21 protein-coding genes are annotated in these 22,371 nt (G+C 61.0%); 5 read left to right on the top strand and 16 right to left on the bottom strand.

All coding sequences use genetic code 11. The annotated features are described in order from the left end of the window. From AAF739_15525 to AAF739_15465, 13 genes are all read right to left on the bottom strand, one after another. Window positions 1–929, bottom strand: a 929-nt coding sequence (locus tag AAF739_15525; GenBank protein MEM6384082.1) for a GTP-binding protein, incomplete at its 3' end; no start/stop codon positions are given. Then, window positions 929–1,867, bottom strand: coding sequence for a sulfate adenylyltransferase subunit CysD (gene cysD / locus AAF739_15520; GenBank protein ID MEM6384081.1), 939 nt, complete (start codon window positions 1,865–1,867; stop codon window positions 929–931). The genes cysD and AAF739_15525, both read right to left, overlap by 1 nt. 174 nt (window positions 1,868–2,041) lie before the next feature. Then, complete coding sequence (ugpC, locus tag AAF739_15515) at window positions 2,042–3,124, bottom strand: sn-glycerol-3-phosphate ABC transporter ATP-binding protein UgpC (GenBank protein MEM6384080.1); 1,083 nt, start codon at window positions 3,122–3,124, stop codon at window positions 2,042–2,044. A 42-nt stretch (window positions 3,125–3,166) separates the two neighbouring features. After that, entirely contained in the window at window positions 3,167–4,219 is a 1,053-nt protein-coding gene (locus AAF739_15510; GenBank protein MEM6384079.1) for a carbohydrate ABC transporter permease, read from the bottom strand. Then, entirely contained in the window at window positions 4,212–5,156 is a 945-nt protein-coding gene (locus AAF739_15505) for a sugar ABC transporter permease (GenBank protein MEM6384078.1), read from the bottom strand. The genes AAF739_15510 and AAF739_15505 overlap by 8 nt, the downstream gene beginning before the upstream one ends. Before the next feature lie 125 nt (window positions 5,157–5,281). Then, the gene (locus tag AAF739_15500; protein ID MEM6384077.1) at window positions 5,282–6,523 is read right to left on the bottom strand and encodes an ABC transporter substrate-binding protein; all 1,242 of its coding nucleotides are present in this window, start codon (window positions 6,521–6,523) and stop codon (window positions 5,282–5,284) included. A gap of 66 nt (window positions 6,524–6,589) precedes the next feature. Continuing rightward, the gene (locus AAF739_15495; GenBank protein MEM6384076.1) at window positions 6,590–7,657 is read right to left on the bottom strand and encodes a Gfo/Idh/MocA family oxidoreductase; all 1,068 of its coding nucleotides are present in this window, start codon (window positions 7,655–7,657) and stop codon (window positions 6,590–6,592) included. Further along, window positions 7,654–8,670 (bottom strand): Gfo/Idh/MocA family oxidoreductase, encoded by a 1,017-nt coding sequence (locus AAF739_15490; GenBank protein MEM6384075.1) that lies wholly within the window; start codon window positions 8,668–8,670, stop codon window positions 7,654–7,656. Before AAF739_15490 ends, AAF739_15495 begins: the two co-directional genes overlap by 4 nt. After that, a complete protein-coding gene (locus AAF739_15485) occupies window positions 8,667–9,686 on the bottom strand; it encodes a Gfo/Idh/MocA family oxidoreductase (GenBank protein ID MEM6384074.1) in 1,020 nt (339 codons plus the stop codon). Before AAF739_15485 ends, AAF739_15490 begins: the two co-directional genes overlap by 4 nt. Further along, the gene (locus tag AAF739_15480) at window positions 9,683–10,570 is read right to left on the bottom strand and encodes an alpha/beta fold hydrolase (protein ID MEM6384073.1); all 888 of its coding nucleotides are present in this window, start codon (window positions 10,568–10,570) and stop codon (window positions 9,683–9,685) included. The genes AAF739_15485 and AAF739_15480 overlap by 4 nt, the downstream gene beginning before the upstream one ends. A gap of 88 nt (window positions 10,571–10,658) precedes the next feature. Beyond that, window positions 10,659–11,168, bottom strand: coding sequence for a flavin reductase family protein (locus tag AAF739_15475; GenBank protein MEM6384072.1), 510 nt, complete (start codon window positions 11,166–11,168; stop codon window positions 10,659–10,661). Between the two features lie 40 nt (window positions 11,169–11,208). Next, window positions 11,209–12,102 carry an aldo/keto reductase gene (locus AAF739_15470; protein MEM6384071.1) on the bottom strand — a complete coding sequence of 298 codons (894 nt, stop codon included), beginning with the start codon at window positions 12,100–12,102 and terminating at the stop codon, window positions 11,209–11,211. Beyond that, the gene (locus tag AAF739_15465; protein MEM6384070.1) at window positions 12,102–13,256 is read right to left on the bottom strand and encodes an LLM class flavin-dependent oxidoreductase; all 1,155 of its coding nucleotides are present in this window, start codon (window positions 13,254–13,256) and stop codon (window positions 12,102–12,104) included. The genes AAF739_15470 and AAF739_15465 overlap by 1 nt, the downstream gene beginning before the upstream one ends. A 123-nt stretch (window positions 13,257–13,379) precedes the next feature. Between AAF739_15465 and AAF739_15460 the strand changes: the two genes are divergently transcribed. Genes AAF739_15460 through AAF739_15450 form a run of 3 tightly spaced genes read left to right on the top strand, consistent with a single transcriptional unit; the run spans window position 13,380 to window position 15,571 of the window. Beyond that, window positions 13,380–14,126 (top strand): GntR family transcriptional regulator, encoded by a 747-nt coding sequence (locus tag AAF739_15460; GenBank protein MEM6384069.1) that lies wholly within the window; start codon window positions 13,380–13,382, stop codon window positions 14,124–14,126. Window positions 14,127–14,132: 6 nt separating this feature from the next. Continuing rightward, window positions 14,133–15,272, top strand: coding sequence for a Gfo/Idh/MocA family oxidoreductase (locus AAF739_15455; protein ID MEM6384068.1), 1,140 nt, complete (start codon window positions 14,133–14,135; stop codon window positions 15,270–15,272). A 14-nt stretch (window positions 15,273–15,286) separates the two neighbouring features. Next, window positions 15,287–15,571 carry a TIGR03792 family protein gene (locus AAF739_15450; protein MEM6384067.1) on the top strand — a complete coding sequence of 95 codons (285 nt, stop codon included), beginning with the start codon at window positions 15,287–15,289 and terminating at the stop codon, window positions 15,569–15,571. A gap of 4 nt (window positions 15,572–15,575) precedes the next feature. Here the strand turns inward: AAF739_15450 and AAF739_15445 are convergent, their stop codons facing one another. Then, window positions 15,576–16,457, bottom strand: coding sequence for a LysR family transcriptional regulator (locus tag AAF739_15445; GenBank protein ID MEM6384066.1), 882 nt, complete (start codon window positions 16,455–16,457; stop codon window positions 15,576–15,578). Between the two features lie 97 nt (window positions 16,458–16,554). Here AAF739_15445 and AAF739_15440 point away from each other — a divergent pair, with 97 nt between their 5' ends. Then, a complete protein-coding gene (locus AAF739_15440) occupies window positions 16,555–18,147 on the top strand; it encodes a proton-conducting transporter membrane subunit (protein MEM6384065.1) in 1,593 nt (530 codons plus the stop codon). Between the two features lie 26 nt (window positions 18,148–18,173). Next, the gene (locus tag AAF739_15435) at window positions 18,174–20,573 is read left to right on the top strand and encodes a DUF2309 domain-containing protein (protein ID MEM6384064.1); all 2,400 of its coding nucleotides are present in this window, start codon (window positions 18,174–18,176) and stop codon (window positions 20,571–20,573) included. Between the two features lie 9 nt (window positions 20,574–20,582). On the opposite strand, the gene mgrA is transcribed toward AAF739_15435, so the two are convergent. Next, on the bottom strand, window positions 20,583–21,644 hold the full coding sequence (gene mgrA / locus AAF739_15430; protein ID MEM6384063.1) for an L-glyceraldehyde 3-phosphate reductase: 1,062 nt from the start codon (window positions 21,642–21,644) through the stop codon (window positions 20,583–20,585). Next, window positions 21,641–22,276: a bifunctional 4-hydroxy-2-oxoglutarate aldolase/2-dehydro-3-deoxy-phosphogluconate aldolase gene (gene eda / locus AAF739_15425; GenBank protein ID MEM6384062.1), complete on the bottom strand. Its 636-nt coding sequence runs from the start codon at window positions 22,274–22,276 to the stop codon at window positions 21,641–21,643. The genes mgrA and eda overlap by 4 nt, the downstream gene beginning before the upstream one ends. Window positions 22,277–22,371 lie beyond the last annotated feature (95 nt).

Raw genomic sequence — 22,371 nt, 5'->3', positions numbered from 1 at the left:
TCTGCGTCGAGCGTCAGCGTCACAGCATCGCCAGCTGATGCGCGTTCCAGATCGCCATCGGCCGTCACGATACGATCGACATGGGCGGTCTTGCCCGAGTTGGCGACGATGATCTCGTCGCCCGGCGCGACCGAGCCGGCGGTGAGCGTGCCGGAAAAGCCGCGGAAGTTGAGGTTGGGACGGTTCACCCACTGGACCGGAAAGCGGAACGGCAGGTCGCTTGGATCGGACTGCGTGTCGATCGTTTCAAGCACTTCCATAAGTGGGTGGCCCTGGAACCAAGACATGTTGCCCGACGGCGCACTGACATTGTCGCCGTAGCGCGCCGACATCGGTATCGGGATGATCCGGTCAAACGCCAGGTCAGCAGCGAAGGTCGTGAAGTCCGAAACGATCCTGTCGAAGGTTTCCTTCGACCAATCGACCAGGTCGATTTTATTGACCGCAAGGATGACGTTCTTGATGCCGAGCAGTGAACAGATCGTGGCGTGGCGCTTGGTCTGCACCAGCACGCCTTTGCGCGCGTCGATCAGGATGATCGCAAGCTCGGAGTTCGAAGCACCCGTCGCCATGTTACGTGTGTACTGCTCGTGACCGGGAGTATCGGCAACGATGAACGAGCGCCGGGCGGTGGTGAAGAAGCGATAGGCAACGTCGATGGTGATGCCTTGCTGGCGTTCCGCTTCAAGCCCGTCGACCAGCAGCGCGAAGTCGATCTGTTCACCGCCCGTGGTCCCGTGGACCTGCGTGTCTTTCTTCAACGTGTTCAGCTGATCGTCCATGATCAGCTGGGAATCGTACAACAGACGCCCGATGAGCGTGGACTTACCGTCATCGACGGAGCCACAGGTCAAAAACCGCAAGAGACCGCGGCGAGGGCCGCCCTGATCGGTCGATGCCACTTGGGGCCTGGTTTCGGTGAGGACCATCAGAAATACCCCTCGCGCTTCTTCTTCTCCATAGACGCACTTTCATCGGAATCGATAAGTCGCCCTTGCCGTTCGGATGTGCGCGAGCCGAGCATTTCGTCGATGACCTTCTCAAGCGTGTCCGCTTCGCTTTCGACACCCCCCGTCAGCGGGTAGCAGCCCAGCGTACGGAACCGTACCTTCTTCATCTCAGGTTTCTCACCCGGCTCCAGCGGCAAGCGGTCGTCATCGACCATGATCCATGTCCCCGAGCGCTTCACCACCGGGCGTTCCTTGGCAAAGTACAGCGGCACCATGGGAATGTTCTCGTGCAGGATGTACTGCCACACATCGAACTCGGTCCAGTTGGACAGCGGAAACACGCGGATCGACTCGCCCTGGCGGATGCGGGTGTTGAACAGGCTCCACAGTTCAGGGCGCTGGTTGCGCGGGTCCCAGCCATGGTTCTGATCGCGGAAGGAGAAAATGCGTTCCTTGGCGCGGCTTTTTTCTTCATCGCGCCGCGCGCCGCCGAAGGCCGCATCGAACTTGTGTTCGTTGAGCGCTTGCTTGAGCGCTTCGGTTTTCATGATCTGCGTGTGCAGGGCCGAACCGGAGTCGATCGGGTTGATGCCACGCTCGACGCCTTCCTGGTTCGTGTGCACGAACAGCTTCAGGCCGTAGTGCTCAGCGATCCACGTCCGGAATTCGATCATCTCGCGGAACTTCCACGTGGTGTCCACGTGCAGCAGCGGGAACGGCGGTTTGGAGGGATAAAAGGCTTTCAGGGCCAGCTGAAGCATGACGCCTGAATCCTTGCCGATCGAATAGAGCATGACAGGATTGTCGAACGACGCGGCAACTTCCCGGATGATCGCGATGGACTGGGCTTCCAGGGCTTTGAGGCCTGGGGGAAGGTTCGAGGAGCCGGAGACGGCGGAACCGGAGGAAAATGACATTACGGCTTTCGGAGTTTGCTGATATTGTGCGCTGCAATGAACGCTTCGGCGCTGATAAATCGTTTTCTAGCAGGTTGCGCAAGGAAAACCGGCGTAACCGGCCAGAAGACTTAACGTGAACTGGAGGTGTGGCTTCACGTCCACGCCTTTGCGCGAACGCCTTAGCGCCACGGATCAGGCGTGCGTGCGCAAACTCAGTGTCGATTGTGTGTCAAACAGGTGAAAAGACGCGCCCGCGGTGCCCAGTGGCACATTCTCGCCTGCAGCAACCCGCGTTTGACCGGGATTATGGACCGTGAGCCGGGTACCATCGGCCAGCGTACCGTAGAGATAGCTCTCCGAACCGAGCTGTTCGACACTGCCTACCTGCATGTGGAGCGATCCTTCCGGGTCTGGCTGTAACTCGTTGGGCCGCACGCCCAACGTTACCGATTGGCCGACCTGCTGGCGAAACCTGCCATCGGGCAGGTGCACTTCGTCACCGGTGTTAAGCGCCAACAGGTTGCGATCAGCACCATCAATCGAACCGGTCATGAAGTTCATCTTTGGTGAGCCGATGAACCCGGCGACAAACAAATTGTCGGGCTCGTTGTACAAATCGAGCGGTCGGCCGAACTGCTCAAGCACCCCAAGCCGCAAGACCGCAATCTTGTCAGCCATCGTCATCGCTTCGACCTGGTCGTGCGTCACGTAGATCATGGTGTTGCCCAGCCGCTTGTGAAGCGTTGAAATCTCGCCGCGCATGTCCACCCGCAGCTCGGCATCGAGATTGGACAGCGGCTCATCAAACAGGAACACGCGCGGTTCGCGCACCACCGCCCGACCAATCGCGACGCGCTGGCGCTGGCCGCCCGACAGGTCCTTAGGGCGCCGCTCCAGCAGCTGATCGATCTGCAGCATCGTCGAGACCTCCTGGATCTTCTCGATGATCTCCGGGCGAGGGGTGTTGATGTTCTCAAGGCCGAACGACAGGTTTTGGCGAACCGTCATATGCGGATAGAGCGCGTAGGACTGGAAAACCATGGCCAGCCCGCGATCGGCCGCAGGGATGGCGTTCACCCGCTCCCCGTCAATGATCATGTCGCCAGAGGTGATCGGCTCAAGGCCGGAAATCATCCGAAGGAGGGTGGACTTTCCGCATCCGGACGGGCCGACAAAAACGCAGAACTCGCCATGATCGATCTGCATGTCGATGCCGCGAATGACCTCGGCCTCGCCATAGGCCTTTTTCAGGTCTTTCAATTCAACGCTGGCCATCGTTATTCCTCCGGCTGGTTTCATCCAGCCTTGCTGCTTTGGTTACTTTCCGCCCGTGCTGGCGATGCCCGTTGCGATGTATTTCTGCAGGAACGTGAACACCAAGGCGATGGGCAGCAGCGTCAGCACGGTCATCGCCAACAAGCTCGCCCAATCGGTGCGCAACTCGCCCTGGAATGAGTTCAGTGCCAGCTGGAGCGTGAAGTTCTCGGATTGGGTCAATACGATCAAAGGCCACAGAAAATCGTTCCAACGCCACATGATCGCAAGGATTGCGAGCACAGCGATGGCCGGAGCCGAGAGCGGGACGATGATGCGCCAGAAGATCTTCCACTCTGACGCCTTGTCCATCCGGGCCGCGTCCAAAATCTCATCCGGTATGGTGATCATGTACTGGCGCAGCAGAAAGACGCCGGTGGGCGTCGCCGCGCCCGGTATGATGACGCCCCACAGCGAGTTGGACATCCCCATTTCCGAGACGATGAGGAACAGCGGCACCAGCACCACTGTTTGCGGTATCATCAAAGTGCCGATGACCAGCAGGAGAACCGCCGTCCGACCTCGAAACTGGTACTTCGACAGAGCAAACGCCGCCATGGAATTGGTGAGCAACATGATCAGCGTTGCGGTCACCGTGATGAAGGTCGAGTTCCAGAAGTAGAGTAGGAAATTGAACCGCTCAAACAGACCCGTGTAGTTCTCGAGGGCCAGTCTGAACTGTTCGATGGGCTGGTAGTTTTCTATCGAAACGCGCAGGCGTTCGCTGGGATTGGCGGGATCGACCATCTGCGCCTGGAGGCCAACACGGCGCAGTTGCGCCAAGACTTTTCCTTCGTGCTCCCCGCCGACCATCTCGAACAGCGGCAACGGGTCCTCGTAGCCGTCCACGACCATCGTCTGCTGTTGCTGGGGTAGAAAAGTCGGCGGATAGCGCAGCAGATCGGCTTCGGTTTTAAAGCTGGACAAGACCAGCCAAATCACCGGGAAAAACATCAGAAAGACGCCGAGCAGCAGGTAGCCATAGGACACCCAATCGGTCCAACGCAGCCGCTTGTCGCCACGCGTGGCGGTGAGAAACTCCCAGACCCTAGCCATCGACGCTCTTCCTGTTCACCCACAGTTGGATCAAGGTCAGAATGACCAGAACGAACGCCACCAGTAATGATGCCGCGGCAGCCATGCCCCACACGCGTGGCGCGCCCGCGAAGCCTTCCTCATAGATGTATTGAATGATGAAGGTGGTCGCGGTTCCCGGGCCGCCTCCTGTGAACGCATAAACCTCATCAAATGTTTGAACGCTTCTGATCAATGCGAGGATGAGCACCACCAGCAGGGTTGGCGCGAGCAGCGGCAAGGTGATCTTGGTGAAGGTTCGCCATGCGGAGGCGCGATCCATCGTGGCTGCTTCGTAGACGTCTCGCGGTATCGCCTGCAGGCCGGCAAGCAGGATGAGCGTGTAGAAGCCCATATGCGCCCACACTGTCAGGAAGACCGACCAAGCGAACGCCCATTGGGCGTCGACGAGCCAGTTGACCCCACCGATGCCCACCCAATCAAGGAAAGCGTTCAAAACGCCCTCGCGTTGCAGGACCCACTTCCAGATCAGCGCGACCACAACGGGCGACAGCAGTACCGGAAAGAAAAAGACCGATCTGAAGAACCCGCGCGCCCTGATGTCGCGGTTAAGCACGACGGCGGTGAGCAGCGAGAAGCCGACCATGATGCCGACCTGCAGCGTGACGAACCAGGCCGTGTTCCACACAGCACGCCAGAATTTGTCTTCGCGACAGGAGTTTGGATCAAGATAATTGCCGCAATCGAGCAGGTTGTCGAAGTTGCGACCGCCGATAAAAGGTCGATCGGCGAACAGAATGTTATCGCCGCCGGTGAGCGCGTAGATGACGTTCAGAAAGATGGGAAGGAAGGCAAACAACCCGAACAGCAGAAGGTTGGGGATCAGAAAAACCCACGCAAGCCGTTGCACACCCAGCATCCGCTGCAACGCAAGCATGGGGATTTCGATCGCCCGCATGATGGGCGAGATGATCCGGAGCCAGATGGAATCGCTATGCGTGGCGATCCCGTGCGCCGATGCAGGCGTTTCGGGCGAGGGGGCGGGCGACGGTTCGTCGCCCACCCGTGTTGTGTCAGCCAAAGCTAGTTGCTTTCGGCCATCGCTGCGTCGAGGTCGTCGGCCATGCGGGCGACAGCTTCATCGACGGTGAGTTCGCCGACAATGGCTTGCGAGACCCGCTCGACGGTGATGCCGAACATGGCCCGGTTACCGGTATAGCCCTGGTACCAGAACGCGGCCGGATCAACATCTGGAAGCGCAGCAGCAAAGCCGTTCAGCGCGCCCGCTGCGCCGTCAGATACACCCTCATAGTCGACACCTGCGGACGCCACTGCGAGGTGTGCCGGCAGGTTGCGGGTGCGGCCCGTGTATTCGGCGTAGATGTCTTCCTGCGCCATAAAGTCGATGATTGCGGCAACAAGCTCGGGGTGCTCGGTGTCGTTAAAGCCAACGATACCAGCGCCACCTGGCATGCCCGAACATGCGCCTGCTGGACCGCAGGGGCTGTCAACGACCCGCCAATCGAAGAAGTCACCGATGTTTTCCTCCATACGGCCGACCTGCCAGGAGCCGGAGTAGAGGAAGACGAGCTCACCGTTGATGAATTCCTGCGCACCGTCCTGATAGGTTGCGCCACCTTGGCCGGCCCAAACGTCGCGCGCCATGGTGCCGTCTTCGTGCCAATCCACAAACTGCTGAACGAATGCCGTGAAGCCTTCGTCGGACAAGGTGGGCCCATCGGGGCCGTTGAGCGCCGCGCCATACGAGATGGCGGGACCTGCGACGCGGTGACCTGAGCGGTCAATGGCCATCGGGAAAGGCGTCCCAGTGGCTTCAGCAACTTGGCGAGCGGCCGCGGCCCAGTCATCCCAGCTGGCGCCTTCGCCTGGAAGCTCAACCCCGGCCTGTTCAAATAGCGTGGCGTTGACAAAAGGACCGGTGATGGTCAGCTGCGTATGCAGACCGTAGATGCCATTGTCATCTTCGCCGCTGCGGTACCAGGTGAGGAAATCGCCGAAGCTCTCTTCCCAATAGGCGCGGTCCACGTGGGGGTCGAGATCGAGGTAGTACTCGTTCAGGCCACCAAGGTCGGTGACGCGGGCCATGTCCGGACCATTACCAGCGGCAAGCTGGACAGGCAGGTTCTCAAGGATGGCCTGGTAAGGCACGGTGTCGACCACGATATCGACGCCAGGGTTTTCAGCCTCAAAGCGGGTCAGAATTTCATCGTAGACCTCGCACTCATTGCCGTCGGTTGAGCACATGAAACGGATTTCCTGCGCGGAGGCCGATGCGGGGACCAGTGCGGTTCCGCCCAGCAGCATCGCAGCTAGCGCGGCGGAGGTCGTGAGTGTCTTTTTCATTTGTTTCTCCCTGAATTTTTTTCTTGATTAGTGTGGCGCCGTTTTCGGCTGCCATCCGGTGTAGAGTGGGTGATCCTCTCCTATTGGCAGGGCCACCCGGGTTCCCGTCCGTGCGGCATGGTAGACCGCCGTGACAAGCTCTAGCGACCGACGCCCATCTGCTAGTGTGACGACACGACCGGGGTGTCCGTCAAGGGCCTGTGCAACCGCTTCGAAGAAGCCGGCATACCCCGAATGGGTGCCGGGCAGGTTTTCAAGCACGGCGTCGATCTGCGCCTTTGTTGTGGGCGAGCGGGCCTCAAAGGTCCAAGCGCCTTCACCTGGGGCGTATGGTTCGGTGCCCGATGTGGCCGTAAGACCCTCAAAACAATAACGTAATCGGGTTTGATCAGTTGCTGCACCTAATGTGATGGATGAGGTTGCGACCGCTCCATTTTCGAGTTCGAATATGATGCTTGCGCAGTCCTCGACCTCGATGGGGTTTACGCGCGTTGTCGTGAATGCCGAGACATTTGCGATCGATCCGAGCACATGGGTCAGCAGATCATGGTTGTGAATTGCGTGGCCGAGAACCGCGCCGCCGCTTTCGCCGGCCCAGGTGCCACGCCAGCTGACGGCGTAATAATCCGAGCCCCGGTTCCAGTGGGTCTCGACGCTCGCCACCAGAGGCCGGCCGGCAAGCCCCGCGCTCTGTAGCGCCTTCAACTGCTCGAAACCGCGGCCATAGCGGTATTGAAAGACCGGGAAGACCTGCTTGCCCGCACGCATGGCGGCGTCAATCAGGGCATCGGCTTCCTGGACCGACCGCACCAGCGGTTTTTCGCAGACGACATGCTTTCCGGCTTGCAACGCGGCGCAGGCGAGTTCGAAATGCAGATGCGGCGGCAGGCAAACGTCGATCAGCTCGATCTCGGGATCATTGAGGATATCGTCGCTTGAACTCAGCACGGCTATGGGATCATCACCGACGATCTTCTTTGCGCGCTCGGTGTCAAGGTCGCAGACCGCCTTGACCCTGAACAGGTCGGGGAGGGCGCGGTATCCATCAAGGTGTTGCGCGCCGATGCCTGCCCCGAGAATTGCGACCGTGATCATGGTGCGCTCTCCGCCATGGCCTGCGCCTTCAGGGCCAGCTCCATGACTTTGAAGGCGTGCGCCTGCGGCATCGCGGTTTCGGTTCGTTCAGCGATGTCGTTGGCAAGGTTCAGGAAGTAAGGCAGTCCGGCGTCGCTGCACTGGATCTTTTTGCATGTGTCGCCGTTGAAAAGCACCAGATGGTCGGTGCCTTCCGCACCACCGACATCAACATATTTGCGCAGTTCGATGGTACCCTCTGTACCCAGAATAGTCAGACGGCCATCACCCCAGGTGGGCAAAGCGTCCGGGGTATACCAATCCACCCGAACGTAGCCGTGGCCATGGTCGCTCTTGAGGGCCAGTTCACCGAAATCCTGCAGCCCCGCGTCTTTGGGGTTCGCGTAGTTGGCCACCTGCGCGAGGGTGATCTCCGCGTCGGTCGAGCCGGTGAAATGCAAGAACTGATCGATCTGGTGGCTGGCGATATCCGTCAGAATACCGCCATAGGCTTGGCGGTCAAAGAACCAGGGCGGGCGTGTGGCGCGGTTGAGGCGGTGTGGCCCCATACCGATCGTCTGCACGACCTTGCCAATCGCGCCATCCGCGACAAGCTGAGACGCGCGCGTGACGGACGGCACCTCGAAGCGCTCGGAGAAGTTCACGGACCAGATCCTGCCGGTCTCGGCGACGCACGCCTTGATCGCGTCAAGCTGATCAAGCGTTGTGCAGCCGGGCTTGTCGACCATCACATCCTTGCCGGCGCGCATTGCTTCCATGGCGAGGTCCGCCCGCGTGCTCGGGACGGCGGAGATCAGAATGAGATCAATGTTTGGGTCGTCAAGCAGCCGCCGGCGGTCATCGGTCTGTGTGACACCGGCAAAGCGCTTGTTGAAACCCTCTTCGGTTACCGCGTTGCTGGTGGCAGGATCGGTCCACCACCCCACAAACTCCGCCCCGGTGGCCTGCATGTTGGCGGCCATGCCATAGATATGGCGGTGGTCGATGCCCAGCGCAGCAAACTTCAGGTTCATTGTTCCAGCTCCACGCGCTTTCCGGATTTTGCCGACCGTTCGATAGCGTCGATCAACAGATGTGAAGCCAGTGCCTGCTCACCTGTCACGACAGGGTTGCGACCGCTGTCGATGGCCCCTGCAAAGTCTTCGATGATGCCTTGGTGCCACTCATGGGTGAAGGCCATGGGGTCCGCACCGCCACCTGTCGTTGCCGATGCGCCGAGGGACTCGACACGTCCATCGCGCCAAGAAACGGTGAGGATGCCCGATCCCAAGTGCAGGCTGGCCCTCTCAAAATGCAGCGTGATGGTCTCTGCGCCGCCGGGATAGCTCGCCGTTGATGCGGTGAGGGAGCCGACAGCGCCGTTCGAGAACGTCAGGCCTGCAGCGGCGAAATCTTCGGCTTCCATGGCGTGGAAGCGCGAGGTCGCCGTCATCGCTTGAACGTTGGCGACAGGCCCCGTGAGGCTTAGCGCCAGATCAATGGTGTGGATGGCCTGGCTGATGAGGACGCCGCCGCCGTCGCGGGCGTATGTTCCGCGGCCTGGTTCATCGTAGTAGGCCTGCTCGCGCCACCATGGCACATCCAGACTTGCGACGCCCAACGCTCCCAATTCTCCCGATGCGACGAGGTCAGTCGCTTTTTGCGAGGCGTCACGCATGCGATGTTGGAAAACGATCCCAAGCGGGATGTCGGCTTTGGCGCAGCGATCAACGATCACTTTGGCTTCAGGCAAGTCGCGTGCAACTGGCTTCTCCAGGAGGATCGGCTTGCCTGCTCTCGCCAAGGTTTCGATCAACTCCAAGCGTGCGTTTGGGGGCGTCGCGATGATGACAAAGCTTACTTCGGTATCGGCCGCAATCGCCTCAACATCGTGGTAAGCCTGCACGCCGTGCTTATTGGCGACGCGCTTGGTGCTTTCGGGGGTGCGCGCGAGAACGCCCTTCAACGTAACCTTCTCAGACGCGTCTATAGCGGCGACGTGGGTGCCCGCGACCATGCCAGTTCCGATCAGGGCCACGTTCAGGGTCATAAGTGCGCCTCCAGAAAGGCGAGGGCCGCGGCGCGCATGTCGGGCGTTTCCTCGTGGCCTGTGTCTGGTTCTACATGAAAGGCCAACTGCTCGGGGGCCTCCGCGTATGCCAATTCAAGCTCAGCGCGCGCTTTTGAGAACGCGTCGAGCGGCGTTGACCAGTCCTGCATGCCCGCCCCAATGAACAGCGCCCGGGGTGCGGCGAGACCCGCGATCTGCCCGGTCGAAAATCGTTCGGTGAGGCCGGGGACTGTCATGTAAAGCCCGTGACCGTCATGCGCACCGGTCTCAAGAAGCGTGCCCAGATCACCGAACGAGCACAGCGCGACGGCGGCTTTCACCCGCTCATCGAGCGCGGCAAGCCAATAGGCGTGGGTGGACCCCATCGAGAAGCCGAGCGCACCAATCCGGTTGTGGTCGATGCGTGGATGGCTGGAGAGCAGCGAGATGCCCGCGACAAGCTCATGAAGCATCTGACCGAACAGTGTTGTCCCGCGCCAGAGGTGCGCCTTTCCGCGGGCCTGTTCGCCGGGCTGCTGGCGCGCGCCGAAACACGGCATATCCATGCTCAGGACAGCGAAGCCTGCACGTGTCAGATCCGGACCGTAGGGTGCGTGCAGCGATGGCCGCCCTTCGAGCAGTTCGAGCCGACTGTTCGCATAGTCGTTGCCATGGGCATGGCAGTAGAGAATGGCGGGAAGTGTTCGCTGTTCCGCTCCGAGTGAAACCAAAGGTAAGAGCAGCGTGAGTGGCACCGTTTCGCCGGTTTGCGTCGTCGCGGTCATTTCGATGCGTTCGACGCCGTCCCTTTCGCTTTGGTCCACTTCATGCACGGTGGCGAATTCGCTGCCGATGACGTTGTCCCCGAGCAGTGACTCGAGCACTTCGCCACTTTTGGCACGTTTATCACTCAGCGGATTCGCGGTTTCGCTCGGCGGTCTTACCGGCGCTAACATGTGGGGCGCGCCGTCGTTAGCTGGCCGCAAAGCGCCCAAAGTCGCCCTGATTGAAGATCAGTGGTTCGCCCCCATGCATTTCGGCCGCGACGATCCGGTCGATCAGGATCGTGTGATCTCCGGCTTCATGTGCCGCGAAGCGCTGACACTCGAAACGCGCGAGACAGCCTTCGATCAACGGCAGGCCATTCGCGCCCTGCCTCCAGCTCGAAAGGTCGAACGCGTCAGGGCGCTCTGCGAACGCCAGGCACAAGGCCTTTTGATCATGGGCGAGAACGTGGATCGCCGTTTGTGTGGCTCCGGCAAACTCATGGTAGCGCGTTGAGGTGCCCTCGATGGACCACAAGCAAAGCGGCGGCTCCAGCGAAACCGACGAGAAAGAGTTGACCGTCATACCCACTGGTCCGGCCGGTGTCATGGTCGTGACCACCGTCACCCCGGTGGCAAACCGCGAGAATGCATCGCGTAGAGCGCGCGTATCGTTGACCGGCGTGCCGGTGACGGGCGGGGTTGCGTGCATGTTCATCGGTCCTCAGATCCTTTCGGACGGGTTGGCAGGTGAAGCGTCAGGGAACGTCCTGGCCCATCGCTGCGGTCAGAATTTCAAACCAGCTTTGCCGGTCGATCGAAACCCGCAACGCATCGGATAGCGCCTTGATGCGCGCCAGTGAATTGGTACCCATGACGGGTAGAATGCGAGCCGGGTGCGCGAGCAGCCATGCCACCGCTACCGCGCTGGGATCGACGCCTTGCTCACCTGCAAGCCGGCTGAGCACAGCGCGCACCACAGCGCCTTGTGTGCCAAAAAGGGTACCACCGGCAAGGGGTGACCAGGCCATGATCGGTACTTTCCGCTCCTGCAGCCATTGAACGTCGCCGCCGAGAAAGGGCTGATGGTGCAAAACCGACAGTTCGATCTGATTGGTCACAAGCGGTGCGCTCATGGCGCTTTGCAGAAGCGTAAAATCGTTGAGCGTGAAGTTTGAAACCCCGACATTGAGCACTTTGCCTGACGTCACAAGAGCATCGAGCGCTCTGCCGGTTTCTTCATGGTCCATGAACGGATCGGGCCGGTGGATGAGCAGGAGGTCGAGCCGGTCGGTCTTCATGTCCGTCAAGGATCGCTCCACCGATGCGTTTATGTGCCCTGCGGAGGTGTCATAGTGTTTGACCCGCGCATCGCTGTAGCGGCCAACCGGCGCAACGATCCCGCACTTTGAAACCAGCTCAATCCGGTCGCGAAGTGCCGAATTTGCGCCGAATGCAGCGCCCAGCAGCGCTTCAGCGGTGTAGCCGCCGTAGATGTCCGCCTGATCCATGGTCGTGATGCCCTGATCGAGGCAGGCTTCAACCTTTGCCTCGATATGGGCGGGCGAGGTGTCTGCATCATCGCCCAGTCGCCACATGCCGTAGACGATGCGGCTCATTTCAAAGTTTGGCGAAAGCTGGATACGCTCCATCAGACGCGCACTCCTGCAGCAAGTGGGGTCGCGGGCAGTTCCGCGGGCACCCGGCCATACGCCTGCGGCAAGGAGACGGTTTCTAGCTGCGGCAGAACGCGCGCGCCAAAGCTTCTGCACTCGTCCAGATGGGGGTACCCGGAGAAGATGAAAGCCCGGATGCCCATCTTCTGGTATTCCTCGATCTCTGACAGAACCTGATCGGTGGACCCGACAAGCGCCGCACCACAGCCAGAGCGAGCGCGGCCAATGCCGGTCCACAGATGTGGTTCGACATAGCCGAACTTGTCCGCGAGTTCCCGCGCCTTCGCCTGATGGGACACGCCCAGTGAACCGGAATCATGGGCGCGCTCACGGATCAACCGACCGTACTCATCATCGAGTTTTGAAACCAGATGATCGGCGTATTCGCGTGCCTCGGCCTCGGTGTCGCGCACGATCACATGGACCCGCAGGCCGTAGTCCAGCGTTCGGCCGTACCGCTCGGCGACGGCGTTTACGGCCTTCATGCGTTCGGCAATCTGCTCCTTGGGCTCGGGCCACATCAGATAGACATCGCAATGCTGCCCGCACAGCTCCAGCGCGTTGGGTGAGTACCCGCCAAAGTAAAGTAGGGGTCCGCCGGTCTGGTAGGGTTTGGCGGGTCCCGTTGGTACGTTTTCGAAGGTGTAGATTTCGCCAGCGTAGTTGATGACGTCCTGCGTCCAGGCCTGTTTGAGAATCTCCACCACTTCACGCGAGCGGCGGTAACGGTAGGACGAATCTTCCTTTTGGCCGGGGAAATCCGAAGAGATAATGTTCACCGTCAAGCGACCACGCAGCATGTGGTCGAGCGTGGCAACGGTCCGCGCCAGCATGATCGGCTGCATCTCGCCGCAGCGCACTGCCGCCAGCATGTTGATTCTGTCGGTGATCGGCGCGCAGCCCGCCACAAAGGTCAACGTGTCCTGACCGACCTGATAGGATGAGGGGCAAAGGATGTTGCGGAAACCCTGCGCTTCAGCTTCCTTCAAGATCGCCGAACAATGCGCCCAGCTTGACCGCAGATCGCCCTCCGGCACGCCAAGGAAACGGTAGTCGTCGGAGCAAAGGGCGGAAAACCAGGAGACCTCGGACCCCGAAAGGTCCGGCGACGTTATGGGAACGACACTCATACCGCCGCAAATCCTGCGTTGGCGCATGCGGTTTGGTCGGACTGATACACGGGTTTCCTCGCTAGAATTTTTGCTTTCCCTAGCACCGGATCTGACATAGATCAATCGTGTATCAATTTGAGCATCAGCCCGCCCGACACCGTGCACCGTTCCCGCCCAACAGCCCAGCAGACCACGCCAGGTTCTCTGCCGCTCTACCTTCAGATATCGGAGATGTTGATCCGGGACGTCGCCGCCGGGCGGCTATCGGACGGCGAACGCTTGCCGCCGGAACGCGATATGGCGACGAGCCTGCAGACCTCGGTGGGGACGTTGCGCAAGGCGCTTGCTGAGCTTGAGCAGCGCGGCATGCTCGAGCGTGTGCAAGGCTCAGGCAACTACATCAAGGCGGCTGGCGACCTTCAGGGTATCTACGCCTTCTTCCGCCTCGAACTGAACGATGGCGGAGGCCTTCCGACCGCTTCGCTGCTTCAGATTGAGAAGCTCGCAAAGCCTGAGGGTTTGCCGCAATTTGGAAGCGCAGCAGACGCCCACCGCATCCGGCGGCTCCGCCTGTTGGACGGACGTCCAGCGGCTGTCGAGGAAGTCTGGCTGGATGGCTCCTTCGCCCAATCGATCAACCAAGCCGATATTTCGGATTCGCTGTATCTGTACTACAGGCGTTCGCTCGGCTTATGGATCTCGCAGGCTGAAGACCGGGTCGGCGTGGGGCAGGTGCCTGACTGGGCGCCGCATGCATTTGCCCCCAATCCGGGAGAAGTCGTGGGTTTGGTAGAACGCTTGAGCCGGGCGCAGGATGGGCAGTTGGCGGAGTTTTCGCGGACCTGGTTTGACGCAAACATCGCGCGCTATGTCTCGCGCATGAGGTAAAGAAGAATGGATCAATCCACGCTTGCCCAACCCGCGGCAGCGGTCGGCGCTTCCGGCGCCCCGCCATTGCGCTATGCCATCGTTGGCACGGGCATGATGGGGCAGGAGCATATCCTCAACATCGGTTTGCTGCCCGGTGCCCGCGTGAGCGCGATTTGCGAACCTGATCCGGCGATGCGGGCGCGTGCCGCCACCTTGGCCCCGCAGATGCGGATAACATCGAGCCTAGACGAGTTGCTCGCCGAGGACGATTTCGATGCTTTGGCAATCGTCTCGCCCAACCATTTGCATGTCGAGCAGCTGTACAGCATCGCCGCACGCCGCTCCGTGCCGATCCTTGTTGAAAAGCCTGTCTTCACCGATCCCGCTGACCTCGCACGCCTCAAGGCTTTCGCGGCAAGCTATCAAGAGCTTGTCTGGGTCGCGATGGAGTACCGTTATATGCCGCCCATCGCGGCATTCCTGTCACAAGTCCATGAGGTCACCGGCGGCATCAGGATGCTTTCGATCCGCGAGCACCGTTTTCCGTTCCTCGAAAAGGTCGGCGACTGGAACCGTTTCAATGCCAACACAGGCGGTACGCTGGTCGAAAAGTGCTGTCACTTCTTCGACCTGATGCGGCTGGCGATCGGGGCCGAGCCGGTCCGGGTCATGGCCAGTGCGGGGCAGGCGGTCAATCACCTGACCGAGCGGTATGACGACCGTACCCCGGACATCTGGGACCATGGCTATATCATCGTTGATTTCGATGGCGGCGCGCGAGCCATGCTCGATTTATGCATGTTTGCAGAAGGCGGGTCCTATCAGGAAGAGGTCACCGCCGTGGGCCCCACCGGTAAAATTGAAGCGTTCGTACCGGGTCCGACGCGCTTCTGGCCGGAGCATCTTGGCGCACCACCGGTCGCCAAGGTCTTGGTGAGCCCCAGAGAGCCGCGCGGCCCACGTGAAGTGACGATCCCGGTGGATCAGGATCTGCTTGAGGTTGGCGACCATAATGGCGCGACCTACTACCAGCACCAGCTGTTCCTGCAGGCCGTTCGGGACGGGCGCCCGCCGGCGGTGTCTCTCGACGATGGGATCGCGGCTGTCCGCATGGGCATCGCGGCGCAGGAATCGGCGCTCACAGGGGAGGCGGTGCGCCTTTAGCGCTGGTTCGGACCATGGTGATCGAAGAACTGGTGTTTGAAGTTGCAAACCATGAGCATGACGCCTGGATTGCGGCGGATGCGGCTAGCTGGACGCCGTTTTTGTCCCGCCAGAAGGGTTTTGTCTCCAAGCAGCTATGGGTGCGCCGCGATGAGCCGGACCGAGTTCGCGCAATTATTATCTGGACCGATGAAGCCAGCTGGAAGAGCATACCGCAGGCCGATCTTGATGCTTGCGATGAGCTTATGGGCGCACTGAAAAGGCCGCTCATTTGCTACACGCATGACGTGATTGGCTAGCCACCTATTGCGTTGCGGATGAGCCATCGAGCAGTGCACCGACCAATGGGTTTGGAAATCGTCGTTCGATGGTGAGCGCGTAGAACGTCTCAGCGATTTGCGGCAGTTTTGCCAGCTCGACCAACAGCCCTTGGGCCAACTCATCTTCCACGACGATGGGCGGCAGTGCGGCCAGCCCGACGCCCTCACGTGCCAGAAGGCGCAGCATCGCCATGTCGTCGACTTCGGCGGCTATCTGCGGTCGCAAGCTCCGCCGAGCGAGCCAGGCGTCGAGGCCGGTTCGAATCCCGCTTGCAGAGCTGGGCAGAAGCAGCGGATGGGTTGCAAGCAGCTTTGCTGCATCGCCGCCGGCATCAGCCAGGCCCGGAGCGCCGAAAAGACTGACGCCTAATTCTGCTACGCGCTGTGCAACGATCGGGACGCCGGTCGCAGTGGTCGGGGGTTGGTTGGCGATCACGACATCAAGATTGAGCGCTTGGAGGCCATCAAGAAGTTCGTTGAGGTTTCCTGACCGCAAGACAACTTCGACATCGTGCCGATGGATCAGTGGCGCAAGAAATCGGATCTGAAAGTTGCGCGACAGGGTGGACAGCGCGCCGATCCGTATCTGCCGCCGCTCATCATGGCTGCCGCGCAACGTCTCAAGCAGCGTATCGCCGGTGGCGAAGATCGCGTCTGCGTGATCGAGGGCTATTCGTCCCGCTTCGGTGAGGACCAGCCTTCGCCCTTGTCGGTCGAACAGATAGTTTCCGAGCGCTTCCTCAAGGCGCTTGATCTGGACCGACAGCGCCGATTGCGACAGCGCCAGCTGCTCCGCCGCACGGGTGAGATTTCCCGCATGTGCCACCGCACGAAACAGCCGGAGGTGATGGTAGTTCAAGCTCATTGTTCTATATGATAGAACGTTTTCTGAAGAAATATGTAATTTTTTTGATGAATTGGCGCTGCTAAGGCGCGGGCGACCCCCTTGGAGACCCCCGCCAATGCTTGCTCTGATCGCCTATCTCGCACCGCTAGCGTTTCTTCTCGCTGCCCTTTTTGCTTATCGCGGGCCCGACTTCCGCCCCGGACAGACACTTGCCTATGCGGAGTTGGCCGCTGTTGCCGCTTTCGGTATCGCTCTTGGTTGTTTGGTTATGCTCATCGGCGCGGGCGCGGTGAGTTCCCCAACCATCGGGAGCGATATTCTTGGCCTTGCCACGAGGATCGATGCCGTCTCGGTCACGATGATGGCGCTCGTCTCCGCCGTCGGCTGGGTGGTCATACGGTTTTCGAACACCTACCTCGACGGAGAGCGCGCTCAAGGCGCGTTCATGGGCCATTTGTGCATGACGCTCGCATGTGTCTTGCTGTTCGTGCAGGCGGGGACGTTGTTTCAGTTGGTCGCTGCCTGGATCGGCGCAGGCACCTTCCTGAACAAGCTTCTGCTGTTTTACCCTCAACGGGTGGATGCCCAACGTGCGGGCCGCAAAAAAGCGATTTCCGCCCGCTTCGGTGACACCGCGCTGGTGCTTGCTGCGCTGTGCTTGGCGTTCACCTACGACACGGCGAATATCGCGGCCATTCTCGAAGCCGCACGCGCCGGTGACGGCGGCGTGCTGGCGATGGTTGCCGCTGCACTGCTTGCGTTTTCCGCCCTGTTCAAATCGGCGCAGTTCCCAACCCACGGCTGGCTCACCGAAGTTATGGAAACGCCAACACCGGTGTCCGCCTTGCTGCATGCCGGGGTGATCAATGCTGGCGGCTTCATCCTCATCCGGTTTGCCGACGTCATGCTGCTTGCGCCAGGCGTTTTGGCGGCGCTGGTCATCATCGGCGGCTTTACCGCGCTATTCGGTGGTCTCGTCATGCTCACCGCCTCAGCTGTGAAGACCTCGCTTGCCTGGTCGACGGTCGCGCAAATGGGGTTCATGATTCTGCAATGCGGGCTCGCGCTGTTCCCGCTGGCGCTGCTGCACATTGTGGCCCACTCGCTTTACAAGGCGCACGCTTTTCTGGCGTCCGGGGGCACGGTTGATCTGGTGGCCAGCATCAAGAGGCCAGGTCCGGTCGCAATTCCCGATGGATGGGCGGTTCTGCGAGCGTTTGCGAGCGCGATCATCCTGTTCTTGATTGTCGGTTTAACATTCGGGTTTGCCGGCAAGAGTCCGCAAGCAATAGCGCTGGGTGCTATTCTTATCTTCGGGGTCGCCTACTTGTTAGCGCAGGGCCTCGCCGATGACGCACCATCCGCGCTGACGGTGCGCACCGGCATCGCGTCGGCGCTCACCGCAACGGCTTATTTTGCCCTGCAATCGCTGGCTGACCTTCTTTTGTTGGGCACCCTCCCGGCCACCCCAGCCCCGGGTCCTCTCGAGTGGGCGCTCATTACGCTCGCCGTTATCAGCTTTGGCCTTGTGGCCTGGGCACAGGCGCTTTTCCCGCTCTGGGCCTATCACCCGGCAGCGGCGGGGCTTCGGGTTCACTTGTCCAACGGGCTCTATGCGAATGCGGTTTTCAACCGGCTATTGAACGCTTGGTCTTCCAACAGCGTGTCGCGGCAGCGCGCCGCTGCGGCACCAAAAAACGCGTCTTGATCGTGGCACAGAAGGGAACCTCGACAATGAAAGCGTCTGGCTCACAACGCAGGAAAATCGCTCTAATGGCAGCTCGGCAGGCCGTGCAGGCGGTCCCGCCGGTCTGGCCGCTGGCATCCAGTGTGGCGGTCAATCCGTTCCTCGGCCAAGCGGAGCAGGATTTGGCGCAAACCGGAGCCTTGTTGGCTCGGGTTGGCGGGCTGCCGATCACCATGGACCGGTCTTGGTTCGCCGAGCGCATCGATGCTGGTCTGCTGTCCGATGATGCCTTGCAGGCTGCGCTTGATGCCTGCCACCATAAGGATAAGCCTTCATCGCTCGATGCGTTGAAGGCTGCGGTCCGCACACAAGGACCCAAGCCCGTTGCCTTACCCACCATTGCTGAGCTCGCAACCGATGCTCTGGGCATTGATTGGCCGTCCCTCATCGCCGACCGCCTTGGCATGTGGGCAGGCGGCTATTTCGATGAGGGGCAGGCCTTGTGGGCTGCGCCAAAAGGCAAGAGCGCCTATGGCGCATGGCGGGACGTGGCGACGCATGATCTGACGCCGGAGATCGCTGGCCTCACGGGCTTTGCCCGTTACGTAGCGGACGCGCCACAGACCGCCGATGAGGCCCTGGCGCGGTCTATTGCGCGGCTCGGCCTGACCGATGCGGCAATACCCACCTATTTCCATTCCCTTCTCATGCGTTGGGGCGGTTGGGCCCAGGTCGCCCGGTACCGTTTGTGGAAGGCCGATCTTGCGGAGACTGACGACCGGACCGCCACCGATCTTCTTGCGATCAGGCTGATATGGGAGGAAGCCCTTCTGCACCTGTGCGGCGATGCGATATCCGAGCAGTGGGAGGCCGTGACGGCCGAGCACGCCAAGCCGGCCGAACCCGGGACGGACCTGATCGTAGATGCGATTCTGCAGGAAGCGCGTGAGCGGTCCGAGCAGGCCGACCTTGCGGCCCTGCTGGCCGAAAGGCGGACAGACGCAAGCGGTGAGCGGCCTTTGCTCCAGGCGGCGTTTTGCATCGATGTGCGGTCGGAAGTGTTCCGCCGCGCGTTGGAGGCGGTCGATCCAGCGGTTCAGACGCTCGGCTTCGCCGGGTTCTTCGGCATCACGCCCGCCCACAAGGCCTTCGCCTCCGATGTAGAGGAGTTGCGTTTGCCAGTCCTGATCAATCCCGCGCTCCAATCGGTTTCAGGGACAGATGCCGATGAAGAGAAGGCGCTCCAGGCCCGGTTCCGCAAACGTGCCCACAGGGCATGGGGCCGTTTCAAGCTTGCCGCGGTTTCATCGTTTGCTTTTGTCGAAGCTACGGGGCCGCTTTACGCCTACAAGCTGGTGCGGGATTCGCTTGGTTTCGGAGCAAAGCCCCAAACGGCCGATCCGGCGCCGCGGCTCGACCCGGCGCTGACCGTCCCGCAGATGGTCGATGCCGCAAATACGGTTCTGCGCGCGATGTCTCTGACCGATGGTTTTGCTGAAATCGTTCTGCTCGCGGGTCATGGCGCCAACGTCACGAACAACCCGCACAAGAGCGCACTGCATTGCGGGGCGTGCGGCGGCTATTCCGGCGAGGTAAATGCGCGGCTTCTTGCGGCCGTGCTGAACCACAAAGACGTGCGGGAGGGCCTTGTTGAAAAGGGTATCTCAATTCCCGACGACACGCTTTTTTTGGCCGGTTTGCATGATACCACCTCAGATGCGGTGACGCTCTATGAAGGCGACCAGCCGCTCACCGATCATGCAGAGGTGCTGGCGCAGGTGAAACGGTGGCTGGAAGCTGCCGGCCAAGTTACGCGGGCCGAGCGGGCGCTGCGGCTGCCACGAGCCGATGCGGAAACTGCGATCACGCAGCGCACCATCGACTGGGCGGAAACCCGGCCTGAATGGGCGCTTGCGGGATGCAAAGCGTTCATCGCCGCTCCGCGCAGCCGCACCGCTGGACGATCGCTCGAAGGCCGAGCTTTCCTGCACGATTATGCGTGGAGCAAAGACGAGGGCTTTGGCGTTCTCGAACTGATCATGACCGCGCCGGTGGTCGTCGCCAGTTGGATCAGCCTGCAGTATTACGGCTCCACTGTCGCTCCCACGGCCTTTGGCGGGGGCAACAAGCTGATCCACAACGTGGTTGGCGGTATCGGTGTGGTCGAGGGCAATGGCGGGCTCCTCCAGCCCGGCTTGCCTTGGCAATCGGTCCATGACGGAGAAGGGCTTGTGCACGATCCGCTGCGGCTTTCAGTGTGCATCGAAGCGCCGACGGAGGCGATGAGCGACATCCTCGACCGGCATCCGGACGTGCGTGCCCTGTTCGATAATCGCTGGCTGCAGCTGTTTGCGCTCGACGCGCAAGGGCGGATGGCATGGCGATATGCCGGCAACCTCCAGTGGGAAGCCTTTGACGAAGCGGTCAATGAGGCCCAGGCGGCCTAGCGACTTGTGTCAGTCGTCGAGTTCCGCCGACCGTGCCCATAGATTCACCCCGGCGTCCTTGGCATACTGGTCGATGGCGTCGCGCTCATCCTGCGAGAATTCGAGGTTGTCAATTGCGCCCGCACAGTCTTCGATCTGGCTCGGCTTGGATGCGCCGATCAGGGCGGTGGTGACGCGCCCGTCGCGCAGAACCCAGGCGATGGCCATCTGCGCCAGTGTTTGACCGCGAGCCTGCGCAATCTCGTTGAGCGCGCGGACTGCAGCAAGCGTCTCCTCGGAGATGGTGCCCGTGTCGAGGGACTTGTCCTGGGAAGCGCGGCTGCCCTCGGGGATGCCGTTGAGATACTTGTTGGTCAGCAGCCCCTGTGCGAGCGGCGTGAAGGCGATGGACCCGATACCGAGATCATCGAGCGTATCGAGCAGGCCGTCCCGCTCCACCCAGCGATTGAACAGATTGTAGCTGGGCTGATGGATGAGGCAGGGCGTGCCTAGGTCATTGAGGATCGCGACCGCCTGGCGCGTGCGCTCGGAATTGTAGGACGAGATGCCAGCGTAAAGCGCGCGGCCTGACCGCACGATCGTGTCGAGCGCACCCATGGTCTCTTCAAGCGGCGTGTTCGGGTCGAAGCGGTGCGAATAGAAGATGTCGACATAGTCGAGCCCCATGCGTTTGAGGCTCTGATCACACGATGCGATCAGGTACTTGCGGCTGCCCCATTCGCCATAAGGTCCGGGCCACATGTCGTAGCCAGCCTTTGATGAGATGATCAGCTCATCGCGATAACGCCCAAGGTCCTGACGCAGGATATCGCCAAAGGCTTCCTCGGCGCTGCCCGGTGGTGGGCCGTAATTGTTGGCGAGATCAAAATGGGTGATGCCGAGGTCAAATGCGGTCCGGCACATAGCGCGCTTCGTCGCGTGCGGCGTATCCTCGCCGAAATTGTGCCACAGCCCCAGCGAAATGAGCGGCAGGTCCAGCCCCGAGCGGCCACACCGCCGGTAGGTCATGCGCTGATAGCGATCGAGTGCGGCAGTGTAGGGTACGATTTGCGGCTTGGGTTTGCGGCTCATGCTTGGAGACTTTCGACAGCTTGGCGGGTGAGGTCGCGGATACGCGCCCAGTCCTTGGATTGAATGGCATCGGCCGGCGTCAGCCAGGTTCCGCCGACAGCAAAAATGTTGGGTTCTTGGAGTGTCTGCGCCGCTGTTTGGGCGGTAATACCGCCAGTGGGGCAGATGCGCATGTCGGGCATAACCGAACCGATGGCCTTAGCCATCGAGGTTCCGCCCGCGAGCGCTGCGGGGAACAGTTTGACATCCATCAGCCCGGCCTCTTGGCAGGTCATGACCTCGGAAACTGTCTGGCAGCCTGGCAGATGCGGGATTGGCGATTTGGCCACTGCATCCCGCAAACTAGGGGTCAGCCCGGGTGAGACGGTGAACGCAACGCCTGCATCGATGCAACGGGTCAGATCATCGGTCGACAGAACCGTTCCCACACCAACCAGCATCTCTGGCCGTGATCGCGCAAGGGTCGTCGCGGCGGGAAGGCCAGCCGGGGTGCGCAAGGTGATCTCCACGCTGGTCAGGCCTCCTTGGGCCAAAGCGTCGGCAAGGGGCAAGGCATCGTCTGCGTCGTGCAAAACGATGACCGGGATAATGGGTGGCGAGAGTGCAGATGCGCTGAGGCGAGGGACGGGCATTTGTCAGCCTTCGTGTTTGGGCCGCGAACCTACGCGGGGTGGCCAGAGCGAGCAAGCCTTCACGGTCTTGGCCTTTCCCAAGTCGCTTGCTCCAG

Source organism: Pseudomonadota bacterium (assembly GCA_039024915.1).
Classification (GTDB): Bacteria; Pseudomonadota; Alphaproteobacteria; order Rhizobiales; family MH13; genus MH13.
The sequence above is the reverse complement of the archived record's forward strand: the minus strand, read 5'-3'. Positions and strand labels throughout refer to the sequence as shown.